The sequence below is a fragment of the Actinomadura sp. NPDC000600 genome, assembly GCF_040492135.1.
Taxonomy (GTDB): domain Bacteria; phylum Actinomycetota; class Actinomycetes; order Streptosporangiales; family Streptosporangiaceae; genus Spirillospora.
Map to the genome: position 1 here is coordinate 322,455 of NZ_JBEUPD010000002.1, position 14,728 is coordinate 337,182.

Here is a 14,728-nt window from a genome sequence, read left to right on the forward strand (position 1 = left end):
CTCCTGATCAGGGAGTGGGCTCGCGATCCGCCCCGGACTCGGCGGCCGGTCCGTCGCCGCCTTCGGCGGGGGCGGGGCGTCGGAGGCGGGCGCGGGCCTTTCCGAACCAGGCCGGGACCTCGCGTTCCTCATCGAAGCCGCGTGCGACGACTATGTCGGTGGAGGAGTGCGCGAGGATCGACAGGGTGATGGTGACGCCGACGAGGTGGAAGATCTTCTCGCCGGCGGGGATGCCCGACTCCAGGACGAGCAGGCCGTAGACGACCGAGGCGAAGCCCTTTGGCCCGAACCACATCACCGCGGCCTGCTCCCGTGCGGTGAGTCCGGAGCGCAGGAACGACACCCAGATCGCCACCGGGCGCGCGACCACGAGGGCGAGGACGGCGAAGGCCCAGCCGGTCCAGCCGACGTCGCCGAGGAACGCGGGGGACAGCAGCGCGCCGAACACCAGCAGGGCGGCGAGTTTGAGCAGTTCGGCGACCAGCTCGCCGAACTGCTCGAACGTCTCGCGGTGGCGGTGCCCGACCGTCGCGACGGTGACGCCGGCGGCGAACGCGGCCAGGAACAGGTTGCCGTGCGTGGCCTGCGCGGTGGCCAGCACGAGCAGCCCGATGGCGACGGCGTTCAGCGGCTCGTACTTGGGCGCGATCGCGAACCACCGGGTCCGCACCAGCATGATCGCGGCCCACGGGATCGCCACGCCGATGGCCACCCCGCCGGCCAGCTCGGCGCCCAGCTCACCCAGATGCAGGCTCTCCTCGCCCCGCGCGATCGCCAGGAACAGCACCACGAACGGCAGGACGAGCCCGTCGTTGACGCCCGACTCCACGTTCAGCAGATGGCGCAGCCGCGGCGGCACCTTGTCGTTGCCGACCAGCGCGGCGGCGAACACGGGGTCGGTGGGGGTGAGGATGGCCGCGATCAGCAGTGCTTGCACCCAGCCGAGCCCGACGACGTAGTGCGCGAAGAGCGCGGTGACCAGCAGCGTGAGGGGGAGTCCCCAGCCGAGGGCGCGGCCGGGCAGCCGCCAGGCGCTGCGCAGGTCCTGCCAGCCCGCGTGCATGCCGTCGGTGAACAGCACGGCGAACAGCGCCAGCTCCGCCAGCTCGGACACCAGCGTGTCGCCCGGCTTCAGAGTGATCAGTCCGGTGACGCCGTCGCCCAGCAGGAACCCGCCGACCAGGAACAGCGCCGCCGTCGACAGCACGGTGCGGTGGGCGAGGTTGGACACCAGCACCGCCAGCAGCAGCATGGCGGCGAAGGCGAGCAGAAGGTTGGTCATACCGGGGCTCTCTCGGGAATGGCGGACGCAGTGCCGACCAGACTTCCCGGCTCACCAAGCCACGACCCTAACGGGACTCACGGGTCGATTTCCACGCACGCCGCCCCTCGGCCTGCTCCCGCCGCGGTCACCACTGCCTGTTCAGGGTCGCTTTCGGGCCGGTCACCAGGGTTGCGGGCGGGACGTCGTCGGCCACGACCGCTCCGGCGGCGACCACCGAGTCTCGGCCGATGCTGACGCCGGGCAGGACGGTGGCGCCCGCGCCGATCCACACGTTCTCCGCAACGTCGATGGGCGCGCCGGTCAGCCACTCCCGGCGCTCCCCGGGATCGACCGGATGGCCGACGGTGATGAACGTGGCCTTCGGCCCGACCATCACGCGCTCGCCGAGCCGGATGCCGGCGTAGTCCAGGAACGTGCAGTTCTGGTTGATGAACACGCGCTCCGCGAGATCCAGGCGCAGGCCGTGATCGGTGTAGAAGGGCGGGTAGATCGTGGCGCTCGCGGGCAGCGGCCTGCCGAGGATCCGTTCGAACAGCTCGGCCTTGCCCGCTTCGTCCTCGAAGGGCAGGACGTTCAGGCGGGAGGTGAGCTCCGTGGCCCGGAGGACCCTGTCGGACATGGCCTTGAAATCGGGGCTGTGGATGCGCATGAGGCGGTCGCTGGGCATGCCGCGATCCCTTCTGGTGAATCGGTGAGATGGGGGCTCAAGGGGAGGCCGCCATCAGCGGTCGGCCGGGTCGCCTTCGTCAGGCGGGCTCTTGCGATGCCTCTTCGGGCGCCCAGGACGGGAGCCAGACCGGGTCGGGGAGGCTCGGTAGGGTTCTGAGGTGGGCGATGATTCCGCGTAGTCCCGGATGCGGGTTCGTTCTGGGGAGGATGAGCGAGAGCGGGTACGCGAGGGTCGGCTCGACGATGGGGATGCGGCGCAGGTCGTAGCTCGCCGGCCAGATGTAGCGGTCCCGGGCGCCGACGAGGGTGGCCACGTCGGCGGAGTCCGCGAGGACGTCCAGGAGCACTTCGTCGCCGAAGTGCGGGCCCGCCGCGTCGATGCGCAGGTCGAATCGGGCGGCGAGCCGGTCGTAGAACTCTCCCCACTCGCTTCGGGGCGCGATGCCCGGCACCCATATCCGGTGCTTGCGCAGCCGGGCCGGGGTCAGCTCCCGCGCGGAGGCGAGCAGGTGGCCCGGGCCGACGAGGAGTTCCAGCGGGGAGTCGAACGCCCGGATCATCCGCACGCCGGACGGCAGGGCGGCCGGGTCGGTCACGGTGCGGAACGAAGCGTCGATCTCGCCGGCTTCGATGGCGGCGACCGCCGCGCGCGGGTCGTCGACCCGGAGTGTCACCACGTCGAGGTCGGTCCCGGGATGCGACCGCCAGTACTCGTGCAGGACGACGGCCTGCGCGCTCCGGAAGCCGAGGACGTCGATGCGAAGGGCCCGCGACCCCGGCCTGACCGCGGTGACGGCGCGCTCCACCCCGGCGACGACGCTCCGCGCGTGGGGGAGGAACGCCTGGCCGTCGAGGGTCAGCTCCACCCCTCGCGCGGTACGCGTGAACAGGCGGACTTCCAGATCGCGCTCCAGTGCGGCGATCCGCTTGGAGACCGCCTGCTGCGTCACGCCCAGCTCGTCGGCCGCGTGCCCCAGCTGCCCGAGCTCGGCCGCCCGGACGAACGATCGCAATGCCTCGGTGTCCACCGGTTCACCCTAGGCGCGCACAACCGACCGTTGTGGCGCGCCGGGAACCGGTTGTCCGGTCACGCGCCGCCGACGCTCACGCGGGTCCGGCGGACGGCGAGGAACTGGGCGAAGTCGGCCAGGAAGTCGAGGCGGGCGTCCTCGACTGCGGGTTCGGGGACGAGGGTCCTGGAGATGGTCTCGCCGTCGAGGAGGTTGCGCGCGGAGGAGACGAGCAGGTGGAGGGTCTCGTCGGGGAAGCCGGCCAGGGCGGGGACCCGGCGGGCGAGACGCGTGATGTCGGCGAAGAAGCGCTCGGCGACGGGGGACAGCCGGGCGCGCAGCGCGGCGTCGGTGCGGGCGGCGACCATCAGCTCGAACCAGACGACGTTCTCGCGGTCGCGGTGGCGGCCGCGCATCCACTCCAGTGCGGCGCGCAGGTCCGACGGCGGCGCGGCGGCCAGGTGGTCGGCGGCGGCTTCGAGGTGGTGGGCGGCGACCCGCTCGGCCGCGGCGACGACGAGGTCGAGCCGGGACCCGAAGTGGCGGAACAGCCCGCCGCGCGAGACGCCCGAGCGGGCGCAGACCTCGCCCACCGAGGTGCCTGCGTAACCGGCTTCGGCGATGGCCGCGATCGTCGCGTCCAGCAGCCGGGTGACGGTCGCCTCCTTGCGTTCGCGCTGCGTGCGCCGCCGGACGGGCTGCTGGGCGTCCACTCAGCCGACGATAGCAGCCGGGCCCGGCAGGGTCCGGGGGTCGACGGTGCCGCGCGGCTCGCCGGCCCGCAGGAAGCGGCCGGTGCGGCGGCGGCCGAACTCGGGGGCGTACTCGCCCGCGCCGAAGATCCGGGTGCCCGCGACGAACGTCGCCACGACGGTGGCGTCGTTGCGGTTGACCATGCGCCGCAGCCCGCCGAACGCCTCGACCGGGGCCTCCTGCGCCTGGTCGAGCTCCGGACCCAGGTGGTCGGGGTCGACGATGACGAGGTCCGCGCGATCCCCCTCGCGCAGGAACCCGGCGTCCAGCCCGTACCAGGAGCCCAGCTCGCCGGTGAGCCGGTGGACGGCCCGCTCGATCGTCATGAAGCCCTCGTGGTGGGCGCGGCGCAGCAGCCGCAGCGGGAAGTTGTAGAACGCCATGTTGCGCAGGTGGGCCCCGGCGTCGGAGAACCCCATCTGCACCTCGGGCAGCGAGCTGAGGTGGTTCAGGGCCTGGGGCCGGTGGTTGGAGATGGTGGTGTGCCAGCGGACCTTCGGGCCGTGCTCGACCACCAGGTCCAGGAAGGCGTCGACCGGGTGCACGCCGCGCTCGTCGCCGACCTGCCCGAACGTCCTGCCGACGGCGGACGCGTCGGGGCAGTCGACGATGTGCGCGTCGTACAGGTCGCGGTGCCACACGCGCGGAGTCCACCGGTTCTCGTACTCCCGCCGGAAGCGCCGCCGGTAGGCCTCGTCCTGCAGCAGGGCGTTGCGCTCGACCTCGTCCTTCAGGTGCAGCGCGGCGGCGCCGGCCCCGAACTCCTCGAACACCACCAGGTCGATGCCGTCGGCGAACACCTGGAACGGGACGGGCAGGTGCTGCCAGCGGAAGTCGCCGCCCAGCCGGTTCACCGCGCGGGCCAGCGGCCCCATGATGTGCATGAGGAACGGGTTGGCCTTGACGTCGGCGGCGGTCAGGTAGCTGGTCTTCAGCGGCTTGGTGCCGCCCCGTCCGATGGAGGCCAGCAGCGCGGGGATCAGGGAGACGGGCAGGTTGAGGTTCGGGATGGACTGCAGGACCCGCCCGGAGCTGCGCAGGATGCGGTAGAGGCGGCGGCGCTCGGCGCGGGTGCCGAAGGTGGAGGGAAGGGTGCGCGAGCGGTAGCGGTCGCCGTCCAGCTTGTCCCAGGGGTTGCGCATCTCCGACATGCCGATCATCCCGGCGCGCAGGGCGTCGACCAGCAGCAGCTCCATCCTGCGCAGCTCGGCGCCGGTCGGGGCGGCCTTCGCGTCGGTGGAGCGGCCCAGCCCCATCACCGCGGCGCGCAGGTCGGAGTGGCCGAGGAACGCGGTGACGTTCGGGCCCAGCGGCCGGTCTTCGAGCGCCGCGATGTACTCGGCGGCCGAGCCCCAGGTGTCGCGGTGCCGTCCCAGGATGGACAGGACGTGCTCGCGCGGCACGGCCTCGACCCTGCTGAACAGGTCGGCCGCGTCCAGGGGCTCGACGTGGACGGTGCCCAGCGAGCACGACCCGAACACGACCGTGGTGACCCCGTGGCGCACCGACTCGCCCAGTCCAGGCGCGGCGAGGGCCTCGACGTCGTAGTGGGTGTGGATGTCGATGAAGCCCGGCATGACCCACTTGCCGGACGCGTCGACGACCCGCGCGCCCTCCGCGGGGAGGTCGGCGGCGGAGACGGCGGCGACCTTGCCGTCCTTGATGCCGAGGGTGCGGATCGCGGAGGGCGCGCCCGTCCCGTCGAACCAGCGGCCGCCGCGGATGATGACGTCGAAGCGCATGGCCGACATAGAAACCAATCGGTCGCTATGTGTCAAGGGTGCGGGCGGACGGCCGGCGGGCGTCAGGCGTGCCGGGCGAAGAACTCGAGCAGTTCGGGGGCCAGCGCGTCAGGGGCGACGGCGTGGGTCTGGCCGCTCAGCGTCCGGTGGACGGCCCCTGGGACGGCCTGAGCGAGAGCGGCGCCGGCGTCGCGCATCCAGGCGGGGCTGTCCTGGCCGTTGAGGACGAGGACCGGTCGCCCGATCGACGTGGCCGTGTCGACGGGCAGGGGGTTGCCGGGGCCCATGACCTCCGCCTCGTACGCCAGGGTGTGGGCGAGCGCCTCCATCCGCCGCCACGACGGATCGGCGCGCATCGCACCGACCACGTCGGCGGGGACCTCGGCGGCCCGGACCATGAACAGCTCCACCGCCTCGCCTCGCGCTCCCCCCTCCACCAGTGCGGTGAGGCGCGAGGCGAAGTCGTGCGGCAGTTCGGGGGCGCCGGGGCCGACGTGGTACGGCGGTTCCCACAGCGCGAGGCGGGTGACGGCCGGGAGGCGGGCGGCGGCCCGCAGCGCCAGCGCGGCGCCGGAGGAGCCGCCGAACACCATCGCCGTGCCGCCCGCCGCCTCGATGACCGCGGCCAGGTCCTCGATCTCCCGCTGGACGGCGTAGGGCCGGGTGTCCCCGCTGGCGCCGCGGCCGCGGCGGTCGTAGTCGAACACCGTGAACCACGGGGCCAGCGTCCGCGCCACCTCGTGGAGCAGCGGATGCGACCGGTCGGTGAAGGCGCCGTGCACCAGGACGAGCGCGGGTCCCGTGCCGGTGCGGTCGAAGACGATCGACGTGCCGTCGGCCGAGGTCGCGGTGTCCGTGGCGATCGGAGCCGGAATCGCCGCCATCTCAGCCGGCCGGGTTGATCAGGCACAGCGCCGACCACTGGTGGCCGTCGGGGTCGGCGAAGCCGCGCTGGTAGCGGGGGCCCTCGGTCAGCGGCTCGCCGACGGGCGTCGCGCCGGCTGCCACCGCCTTGTCGAACAGCTCGTCCACCTCCGCGGGGCTGTCGAGGCCGAGCACCAGGATCACCTCGGTGGTCTCGGCCGGGTCGGCGACCGGGTTGCGGCTGTAACCGGCGAACGTCGGCTCCGCCAGCAGCATGACCTGGGTGCGCTCGCTGATGACCACGGAGGCGATGTCGTCGGTCATGCCGAAGAAGTCGAAGCCGAGCTCGGTGAAGAACTTCTTGGACCGGTCGAGGTCCTTGACGGGCATGTTGACGAACAGGGTGTGGGACATTTCCGTTCCCTTCTCGGAGGTCGTGGCCTCGCGGCCTGCCATGTCCACGATTCTGCGGACCGCGCTGCGGCGGGGCTTGTACCTGAGAGCCGGGGACTTGACGATCCGTGCGGGACTCAGCCGCCCGGCGCCGGGCACGCCCTGCGGTACTCGGCCGGCGGCCTCCCGTACGCCCGGCGGAAGAGCCGGCTGAAGTGGGCCGGATCGGGCAGCCCCCACCGCGCGGCGATGGTGCTGACCGACTGGTCGGAGCAGCCCGGGTCGGCCAGGTCCCGGCGGCAGCGTTCCAGCCGCCGGTGCCGGATCCACCCCGCGACCGTGGTGTCCTGCGACTCGAACAGCCGGTGCAGGTAGCGCAGCGACACGTGGTGGGCCGCCGCCACCACGGCCGGGCTGAGGTCGGGGTCGCCGAGGTGTTGTTCGACGAACGCGTGGACGCGGTGCAGCAGCACCCGTTCGCGGGTCTCCGGCTCCAGCGCGTCGGCCTGCGACGCGTGCTCGGCGACCGTCGTCGTGAGCAGGTCCGTCACCACCGTGGCCAGCCGGGCGGCGCTGGCCGGCCGGTAGGTGTCCACGTCTTCGGCGACCCTGCGCAGCAGCGGCCCGGCGAGGGCCGCCGTACCGCCGTCCCCCGGGATCGGGACGCCGGTGAGCCGGTGCAGCGTGCCGGCGGGTACGGCAAGCGCTTCCCTGGGGAGGCTGAAGACCGCCAACTGGACGGCCGAGTCGTAGACCAGCTCGTACGGACGGGTGAAGTCGTACACCGCCAGGTCGCCGCCGCGCAGCCGCGCCGTCCGGTCGTCCTGGCGGAGCAGCACCGTTCCCGAAGCCGCCAGCAGCACCCGGTACAGCGCCGGCCCGCCGCGTTTGATCAACCCTGGCGTGCGGTGGACGCTGTGCGGTGTCGAGGTCTGGATCCTGCCGACGCCGAGCGGGCCGAGCTGCGCGGCCTCGATCCGTCCTTCCAGAGGGACGTCCCGATCCATCCGCACATCCAGCGGGCCCAGGGTGTCGCAGACCACGTCGAGCCAGGTCTGCGCCCGCTCCGCGGCAGGCACCTCACTGGCGTGGATGAGGACGGCCATCCCACCTCCTGTAAATGCCGTCCGCATTGTGGCACTCGGCTCGGACACGCGCGGTGGAGCACTTCGCGACCGTCCGGGCGGTCGGTTCGCTCGCCGGAGGGAGGCGGCTCCCCCGGCAGGGGGAACCGGGCTCCGGCCAGCTCTTTCTAGCCTCCCTGCCATGGAAACGCAGAAGGACGACGCCTGCGAGGCGAGGCCGCCCCGAGGGCCGGTCGCGGCGTCGGGAATGCTTACGCTGCTCATAGCCGGGGTGGGTGCGCTGTGGTTCGCCCGTCCGTCGAGCTACCCGTTCGGCTCCGCCGACAAGGTCACGGTGTCGGTCACCCACCTGATCGAGCACCGGGCGGCGGGCGCGATGCTGCTGGCGGCCTCGGCCGCCGGGCTCGCGGCCACCGCGTTCGCCGCCCGCGGGCGCGCCCGCGTCGCAGCGCTGCGGGCCGCCGGCGCGATCGCCCTCGCCGAGACCCTGTTCTTCGGCCTGGTGATGGCCGACATCACGCTGATGGTGGGGCTCGCCTACACCCTCGCGCTCACCAGCCCGTTGATCGTGCTGACGACCGTCCTGGTGGCCTGCGTCCGCCGCCAGCGGATCGGGTACCTGGCCGCCGGGATGCTGCTGGCCCTGGCCGCCGTCGGGGTGGCGACCGGCTTCCTCACCGTCGGCTCGGTGTCCCGGTTCGCGCGCAACGTGGGGCACAGCTTCGCCGACTACGACCTGCGGCTGGTCTGGGGCATCGGGATGTCGGCCGTCACCGCCGGCTGGGCGTTCCTGGCCTACCGGCTGCTGCGCCGCTCGATGCTTCTGGGCGGTGGCGGTCGTCTTCCGGCCTGGGCGACCCCCGAGGGCGCCCGCCGATGGGGACGGATCGCCACGATCGCGGCGGGACTGTGCCCGCTGACGTACGGCCTCGTCCGGCTGACCTGGCTGACCCCGTGGCCCATAGGACTGATGGGCAGCGAGGACAATCCGGCGACCCGGATGCAGGGCGCGGGACTGGGGGTGGCCGCGGTCGGCGGCACGGTGCTCACCCTGGGGCTGATCGCCAGGTGGGGCGAGCGGTTCCCGCGCTGGGTCCCGGTCGTGGGCGGACGTCCCGTGCCGCCGGGGATGGCCGTGATCCCGGGCGGCGTGGTCGCCGCGGCGGCGTGCGTGGCCGCGCCGGGCTTCGTCGTGCACGGGCTGGAGAGCGACGGCATGGGCGTCGGCATGGTCATGGCGTTGCTGATCTTCCCGTTCCCGATCTGGGGTCCGCTGCTTGCCGCCGCCGTCCTGGCGTACCGGCTGCGCCGCGCCCCCTCAGCGGGACCCGGCGGCGCTGCACCGGCGGCGGCCCGCGCCCGCCGCTCGACCGCCGGGAGGGCATCGCGCCCTTCGGACACCGGCACCACGCTGGGGAACCTGTCGGTCGCCTTGTCCTGATCGGCACTGCCTGACGCCCTCGGCCGCGCCGACGCGATGGCGACTTGCAGGGTCACAGGTCGTCTCCGGGCGGACGGGCTCCTGGCTCGGGGACGTCCGGCGACCCTGGGGCCCGTCCATCGTGGCTTTCGTCGGTCCCACCGCGGGTGGCGAGGAGGGACCAGCCGATGGAGACGGCGATGGTGACGGCGATGACCGAGAGGGTGAGCGGGATGGGGAGCTTGCCGACGGGCGTCTCGGACAGGATGAGCTTGACGCCGGCGAACACGAGCAGGACGGCCAGGCCGTAGTGCAGGTAGGCGAAGCGGCGCAGGAGGCCGGACAGGCAGAAGTAGAGGCTCCGCAGGCCGAGGACGGCGAAGGCGTTCGCCGTCCACACCAGGAAGGTGTTGGTGGTGATGGCCAGCACGGCGGCGACGGAGTCCACGGCGAAGATCAGGTCGGTGGCCTCGACGGCGACCAGGACGACCAGGAGCAGCGTCGCGACGCGCCGTCCGTCGACGCGGGTGACGAACCGGTCGCCGTGGAAGCGGGGGTCGGTCGGGACGATCCTCCTGACGGCGCGGACGACCGGGTTCCTGTCGGGGTGGACTTCGGAGTCCTTGGAGACGGCCATCTTGTAGCCGGTCCAGATGAGGAAGGCGCCGAAGACGTAGGCGGTCCAGAAGAACACCCGCAGCAGTTCGGCGCCGACGAAGATGAACACCAGCCGGGCCCCCAGCGCGCCGATCACGCCCCAGAACAGGACCTTGTGCTGGTAGGCGTCCGGGACGGCGAAGAACGAGAAGACGAGCGCGAAGACGAACACGTTGTCGATCGAGAGGGCCTTCTCGATCAGGTAGCCGGCGTAGTAGGTGGAGGCGACCTCGCCGCCCTGCCACAGCATGAGGACGCCGCCGAAGCCCAGCCCGGCGGCGATCCAGCCCCCGCTCCAGAGCGCGGCCTCCCGGAAGCCGATCACGTGGCCGTCGCGGTGGGCGAGCAGGTCGACGGCGAGCATGGCGACGATGCCGGCCATGACCGCGGTCCAGACCCACAGCGGGACGGTGAACGTCAGATCGTTCATGGGACGGCCGGCCTCCTCGGGGACACGGGCGGGATCTCCAAGCCCGGCGACCAGGGGAAACGCCCCACCGCCGGTTCACCTCACCCGTACCCGCCGTCCGGGTAGGTATGGCGTCATGACCGACCCGCGGACGGCGAAGGACACGCCGGGGCCGCCCGCGTCCGGGAACGGCGCCCTCACGTCCTGGGCGCGGGGGCGCGGCGTGCTGATGCTGGGCGCTCTCGGCGTGGTCTACGGCGACATCGGCACCAGCCCGCTGTACGCCCTGCAGAAGGTCTTCTCGATCGACCACGGAGCGGTCCTGACGCTGCTGTTCATGGCGCAGCGCTGGGGGACGCATCGGGTCGGCGGCCTCTTCGGTCCCGTCACCCCGATCGCCCTCCCGCAGGACCTCCCCGCCGCGCTGCGCCGCGCCGCCGCGCTCCCCGTCCCCGAGCTGCGCTTCGACCCCGACCACGCCTCCTACTTCCTGTCCCGGATCACCCCGCAGCTCACCTGGGCGCCCGGCATGCGCCAGTGGTGCAAGAGGCTCTTCCTCCCTGGCCCGCAACGCCGCTGACCCCGCCGAATACTTCCGCCTCCCCGAGAACCACACGGTCACCATGGGCTCCCAGGTCGACATCTGACGTGGTGCGAAATGGCTTCCATTTGGTCATCGGGCGACAAAGTCCGTCCTTGATTTCGGTGGTCGCCCCAGGGGAATCCGAAACTCGCGCAAGCGAAGAGTGATCATGATGGGTGGCGCCGGCCGGTCCGATCAGCGTGACGGCCGATCGACGAGGGTCGGGCGCCGTTTCCGATGAAGGAATGCCGGATGTGGACGGAGGCGGCGCGGCGCCATGGGATCGCTCGAAGTCTTGAGGCCGCCCGAGCGGGCGTGGCGGCCGGCGCCGACGGTCGGCGGGACCGGGCGCCGGACGCTCTGGTGGCCGGCGCTGCTCGCCGGCGGCTGGCTGACGCATTTCGTGGTGCGGCTGCTGTTCCTGCCGTTCCACCGGATGCCCGTTCTCGTTCCGGACGAGACCGGTTATCTCCTGGCGGCCCGTCTCCTGTCCGGCGGTGACCGAGGAGATCTGTCGGGTCGCACCCTCTACGAGGGCGGGTACCCGCTGCTCATCAGTCCGGCGTTCCATGCGAGCGACGACCCGGCGACCGTCTACCGGATCGTGCTGGTCATCAACGCGCTGATCGGCGCGTTTCTCTTCGTGCTCGCTTACGCGGCGCTGAGACGCCTGGGGTTGTCGCGCGTGCCCGCGTACGCGGTCGCCATGACGACCGGTTTGCTGCCGTCCGCTCTCTACTACGGGCAGTTCGCCCTGACGGACGCGGTCCTGCCCGTGGTCGTCCTCGGGTGGATGCTGTGCATCCATTCCTGGATGTCCCGAGGCGGAATGGGGCACGGGGCGGCGGCCGCCGCGCTGGCGGCCTACACCGCCAGTGTGCATGTCCGCGGCGACGTCATCGTGGTGGTGCACGCGGCGCTGCTGATGGCCGTGTTCGTCCGCCGCTGGGCGCCCAGACGCGACGTCGCCGCCGCGACCGGTGTCCTGGCGCTGGGCGTGGCCGCGGGTGCTCTGCTGAACAGGATGCTTCAGTCGCAGATCTATCCCGGCGGCCCCATGGACCTGGACGGCTTCCTCGTCCAGCGGCTGACGAGCCTGGACGGCTGGGGCTGGACGCTGGGCCTCACGGCGGGGAAGCTCTGGTACCTCGTCGTGTCCACATGGGGAGTGGCAGGAGCGGGCCTGGCGGCCGCCGGGTTCGTCGCGGTACGGCGCGGGGCGGGTCGGGCGCTGCGGGTGTCGGCCTTGGCCGTCCTGGCCGCGATGGCGGGGATCGCCCTTGCGTCTTCGGCCGCCGTGCCGGACGAGGGGACGGTCGCGAACTTCGCCTACGGCCGCTACCTGGCCTGCTTTGCACCGGTCCTGTTCTTGGCGGGTGCCGCTCTAGCGCTGCGCCGACCCCGCAGGGAAGTTCAGCGCGCCGCGGTCGCCACGGTGATGGTGACGCTGCTGTGCGCCGTGATGGTGATGCAGCACGCGGGTCAGCGCCTGTACACCGACTTCTTCGGAGTGTTCGACTTCCCCGAGATGAGCGTGGTGACGTGGAGCTGGGACGCCCTGAAACCAGGATGGGCGACGCTTGCGGTGCTCCCCGGGCTGGCGCTGCTGGTCCTGCTGAAGAACCGCCGGATGGCCGCGGCGGCGCTCGTTCTCGTCGTCGTCCTGAACATCGCGGTCGTGACGGCGGTCAGCGTCCGGGGGACGCGGTACTGGGGGCGCAGGCTCGACTCCGCCACCAGCCTGGCCGTGGCGGGGCTCACCGCGCGCGACGTGGTGGCGCTGGACTACAGGGGCATGCCGTGGCGGGTGTGGGTGTCCCAGGCGTTCCAGGTGCGGACGCACCTGAGGCCCCTGGACCGCTTCGATCCTTCGACCCTGGCTCCGGACGCGACACTGGCCGTCGTCCCCTGGGATCCCGGGACGCCACCCGCGAAGAGCTGGCCGGGCGCACCCGCGAACTTCACGTTCGTGGCCGCCCGCTGGACGTACACGGGGGCCTGGGCCGTCTGGCGCCGCACAAGCTGACCGCCGCCCGCGCAGGGTAAGTCCGGTTTCGGCTCCGTATAGCGGCATGCCGAGATTTTGACTGCGCTGTGGCTTGCGAATAGTCGGCTCCGCCTTGTTGTTGAACTCTTTCTTTCGCCATGAGCTGATCTCGCGTCCGAGTGGGGATTTAGTGCACGCCGCGTCCGCGGTGCCTCGAAAGACAGTTCGTGCAATTCGTAGAAGAGGGATGAAGTTGACCTACTACAGGAAACGGCGCGATCGGCGAACACTCGCACAGGGGCGCCCCTTGCTGGTAGCGCTGGCGGCCGCCGGCGGGCTCACCCTGGTGTCGGCCCCCACGCTGGCGATGACACCGCAAGGCGCATCCGCCGCAGTGCTCCAGCGCGGAGACGCTCGGCCCGGCGGATGTCATCCGCCCGCATGCGATGAGGGCCACCACGGATGCGAGCATTCGTGCGCGACGGGCCCGACGGGACCCGGGGCCGGTGAGCCCGGTGCCACCGGACCGACTGGTCCGGTGGGGGCCACCGGCCCGACGGGACCCGCCGGTGGAGTCGTGGCCGGCCCTACCGGGGCCACCGGCCCCTCGGGAAGTCCGGGAGCGACCGGGCCGACCGGAGCGACCGGGCCTCAGGGGGCGACGGGTCCGACCGGGCCGAGAAGCCTGGGCCTCGACAGCACGATGCTGGGCGACGACAAGTACATCGGCGTGGTCGGCCAGAACGGCCGGACCCATGTCTACGATCCGAACCTGGGTTCCTGGCACGACATCTCCAGCCTGCCCGGCTACCCCGTCAGAGGGGCCGACGACATCTCCGTGATCTCCCAGGGTGCCAACCGGATCCACATCACCGTTCGTGGCACGGACGCGGCCGGCCACGACGTCATACGCCAGACGTCGTGCAGGGTGTCGCCCGTTCCCGGCCGGGGAGGCAATCCGCGCTGGCCGCGCAACTGCACGGCCTTCTTCGACTTCACGCCTCCGGCGTGACGGCCGAGCCATGAGATGACGTGGCACCGGTCGGGCGGAGAGTCCCGCCCGACCGGTGGCGCGCTCCGGGCGCAAGGGCAAGCGGATGATGCGGACTTGTCCAGATATGACCGCAATGCAGGGTTATTTCACGCCGGGCGGCGGGTGTCGTGGGCGACGGGGGGAAGGACCGAGGACGGGAGAGCGTGTTTCTGGGAAGGGGGGACTGTGGCTGCCCAGGAGGGCGCGGGGGAGGAGCGTGAGCTGGTCATCCAGGCGGCGGCCAGGCTCTTCGTCCAACTCGGATACGACGGCACCACGCTGCAGATGATCGGGGCGGCCGCCGGGATGAGCGCGAAGCAGGTCAGCCGTCTCGTGGAGGACAAGCAGCATCTCTACCTGGAGGTGATGACCCGGTACTCCAGGGCCGAGGCCGTGTACATGAGGGGCGTGATGGAGCGCATCTCGCCCGACATGGCCGGTCTGCACACGCTCGTGGACGGCTACCTGGACTACTCGATCGCCCATCCGGAGCTGCGGGCCCTGTGGTTGCACCGCTGGCTCCAGGACGCGGCCGACGTGCAGGACGTCGAAGGCCTGTACCGGCCATTGCTCGGCGCCCTCGTCGAGATGTTCAAGGACGCGGTCCGCCCCGGCTACGACCTCGAACTCGGCCTCTGGAACATCATCTGGATGGTGAACGGGTTCATCCACGTGGGCCTCGTCGACGCGGAGGGCACACGCCGCTTCGCGGACCATCCCCCGACCCTCCGCCGCTTCCGCGCCTACATGCACGACATGCTGGAGCGCACCGCCGCCTGACGCCCGGGAACCCGATGGGCGCCGCTGATCACGCCCCAGAGATCGCGCGAGGACGGCA

Annotated in this window: 14 protein-coding genes; 5 read left to right on the forward strand and 9 right to left on the reverse strand. The window is 72.0% G+C overall.

The annotated features are described in order from the left end of the window. Nucleotides 1-7 precede the first annotated feature (7 nt). The 8 genes from ABWI07_RS04255 to ABWI07_RS04290 form a co-directional block, all read right to left on the reverse strand. The gene (locus tag ABWI07_RS04255; protein WP_353817673.1) at nt 8-1,282 is read right to left on the reverse strand and encodes a cation:proton antiporter; all 1,275 of its coding nucleotides are present in this window, start codon (nt 1,280-1,282) and stop codon (nt 8-10) included. A gap of 127 nt (nt 1,283-1,409) precedes the next feature. Next, nucleotides 1,410-1,952 carry a DapH/DapD/GlmU-related protein gene (locus ABWI07_RS04260; protein WP_353817674.1) on the reverse strand — a complete coding sequence of 181 codons (543 nt, stop codon included), beginning with the start codon at nt 1,950-1,952 and terminating at the stop codon, nt 1,410-1,412. A gap of 79 nt (nt 1,953-2,031) precedes the next feature. Beyond that, nucleotides 2,032-2,982: a LysR family transcriptional regulator gene (locus tag ABWI07_RS04265; RefSeq protein WP_353817675.1), complete on the reverse strand. Its 951-nt coding sequence runs from the start codon at nt 2,980-2,982 to the stop codon at nt 2,032-2,034. A 59-nt stretch (nt 2,983-3,041) separates the two neighbouring features. Continuing rightward, nucleotides 3,042-3,677 (reverse strand): TetR/AcrR family transcriptional regulator, encoded by a 636-nt coding sequence (locus ABWI07_RS04270; RefSeq protein ID WP_353817676.1) that lies wholly within the window; start codon nt 3,675-3,677, stop codon nt 3,042-3,044. Continuing rightward, nucleotides 3,678-5,459 carry an N-acyl-D-amino-acid deacylase family protein gene (locus ABWI07_RS04275; protein WP_353817677.1) on the reverse strand — a complete coding sequence of 594 codons (1,782 nt, stop codon included), beginning with the start codon at nt 5,457-5,459 and terminating at the stop codon, nt 3,678-3,680. Between the two features lie 62 nt (nt 5,460-5,521). Then, the gene (locus tag ABWI07_RS04280) at nt 5,522-6,343 is read right to left on the reverse strand and encodes an alpha/beta fold hydrolase (RefSeq protein WP_353817678.1); all 822 of its coding nucleotides are present in this window, start codon (nt 6,341-6,343) and stop codon (nt 5,522-5,524) included. 1 nt (nt 6,344) lies between these two features. After that, on the reverse strand, nt 6,345-6,779 hold the full coding sequence (locus ABWI07_RS04285; protein ID WP_200842141.1) for a VOC family protein: 435 nt from the start codon (nt 6,777-6,779) through the stop codon (nt 6,345-6,347). 74 nt (nt 6,780-6,853) lie between these two features. After that, a complete protein-coding gene (locus ABWI07_RS04290) occupies nt 6,854-7,822 on the reverse strand; it encodes an AraC-like ligand-binding domain-containing protein (protein WP_353817679.1) in 969 nt (322 codons plus the stop codon). A gap of 160 nt (nt 7,823-7,982) precedes the next feature. Between ABWI07_RS04290 and ABWI07_RS04295 the strand changes: the two genes are divergently transcribed. Then, nucleotides 7,983-9,242, forward strand: coding sequence for a hypothetical protein (locus ABWI07_RS04295; RefSeq protein ID WP_160161048.1), 1,260 nt, complete (start codon nt 7,983-7,985; stop codon nt 9,240-9,242). Between the two features lie 52 nt (nt 9,243-9,294). Here ABWI07_RS04295 and ABWI07_RS04300 read toward each other — a convergent pair whose 3' ends face one another. Further along, complete coding sequence (locus ABWI07_RS04300) at nt 9,295-10,308, reverse strand: TerC family protein (RefSeq protein ID WP_149261801.1); 1,014 nt, start codon at nt 10,306-10,308, stop codon at nt 9,295-9,297. A 115-nt stretch (nt 10,309-10,423) separates the two neighbouring features. Here ABWI07_RS04300 and ABWI07_RS04305 point away from each other — a divergent pair, with 115 nt between their 5' ends. The 4 genes from ABWI07_RS04305 to ABWI07_RS04320 all read left to right on the forward strand — a co-directional run bounded on the left by ABWI07_RS04305 (nt 10,424) and on the right by ABWI07_RS04320 (nt 14,670). Beyond that, the gene (locus ABWI07_RS04305; protein ID WP_353817680.1) at nt 10,424-10,867 is read left to right on the forward strand and encodes a KUP/HAK/KT family potassium transporter; all 444 of its coding nucleotides are present in this window, start codon (nt 10,424-10,426) and stop codon (nt 10,865-10,867) included. A gap of 280 nt (nt 10,868-11,147) precedes the next feature. Continuing rightward, a complete protein-coding gene (locus tag ABWI07_RS04310) occupies nt 11,148-12,896 on the forward strand; it encodes a hypothetical protein (RefSeq protein WP_353817681.1) in 1,749 nt (582 codons plus the stop codon). 664 nt (nt 12,897-13,560) lie between these two features. Next, complete coding sequence (locus ABWI07_RS04315) at nt 13,561-13,869, forward strand: hypothetical protein (RefSeq protein ID WP_200842139.1); 309 nt, start codon at nt 13,561-13,563, stop codon at nt 13,867-13,869. Nucleotides 13,870-14,076: 207 nt separating this feature from the next. After that, complete coding sequence (locus ABWI07_RS04320) at nt 14,077-14,670, forward strand: TetR/AcrR family transcriptional regulator (protein WP_160161047.1); 594 nt, start codon at nt 14,077-14,079, stop codon at nt 14,668-14,670. Nucleotides 14,671-14,728 lie beyond the last annotated feature (58 nt).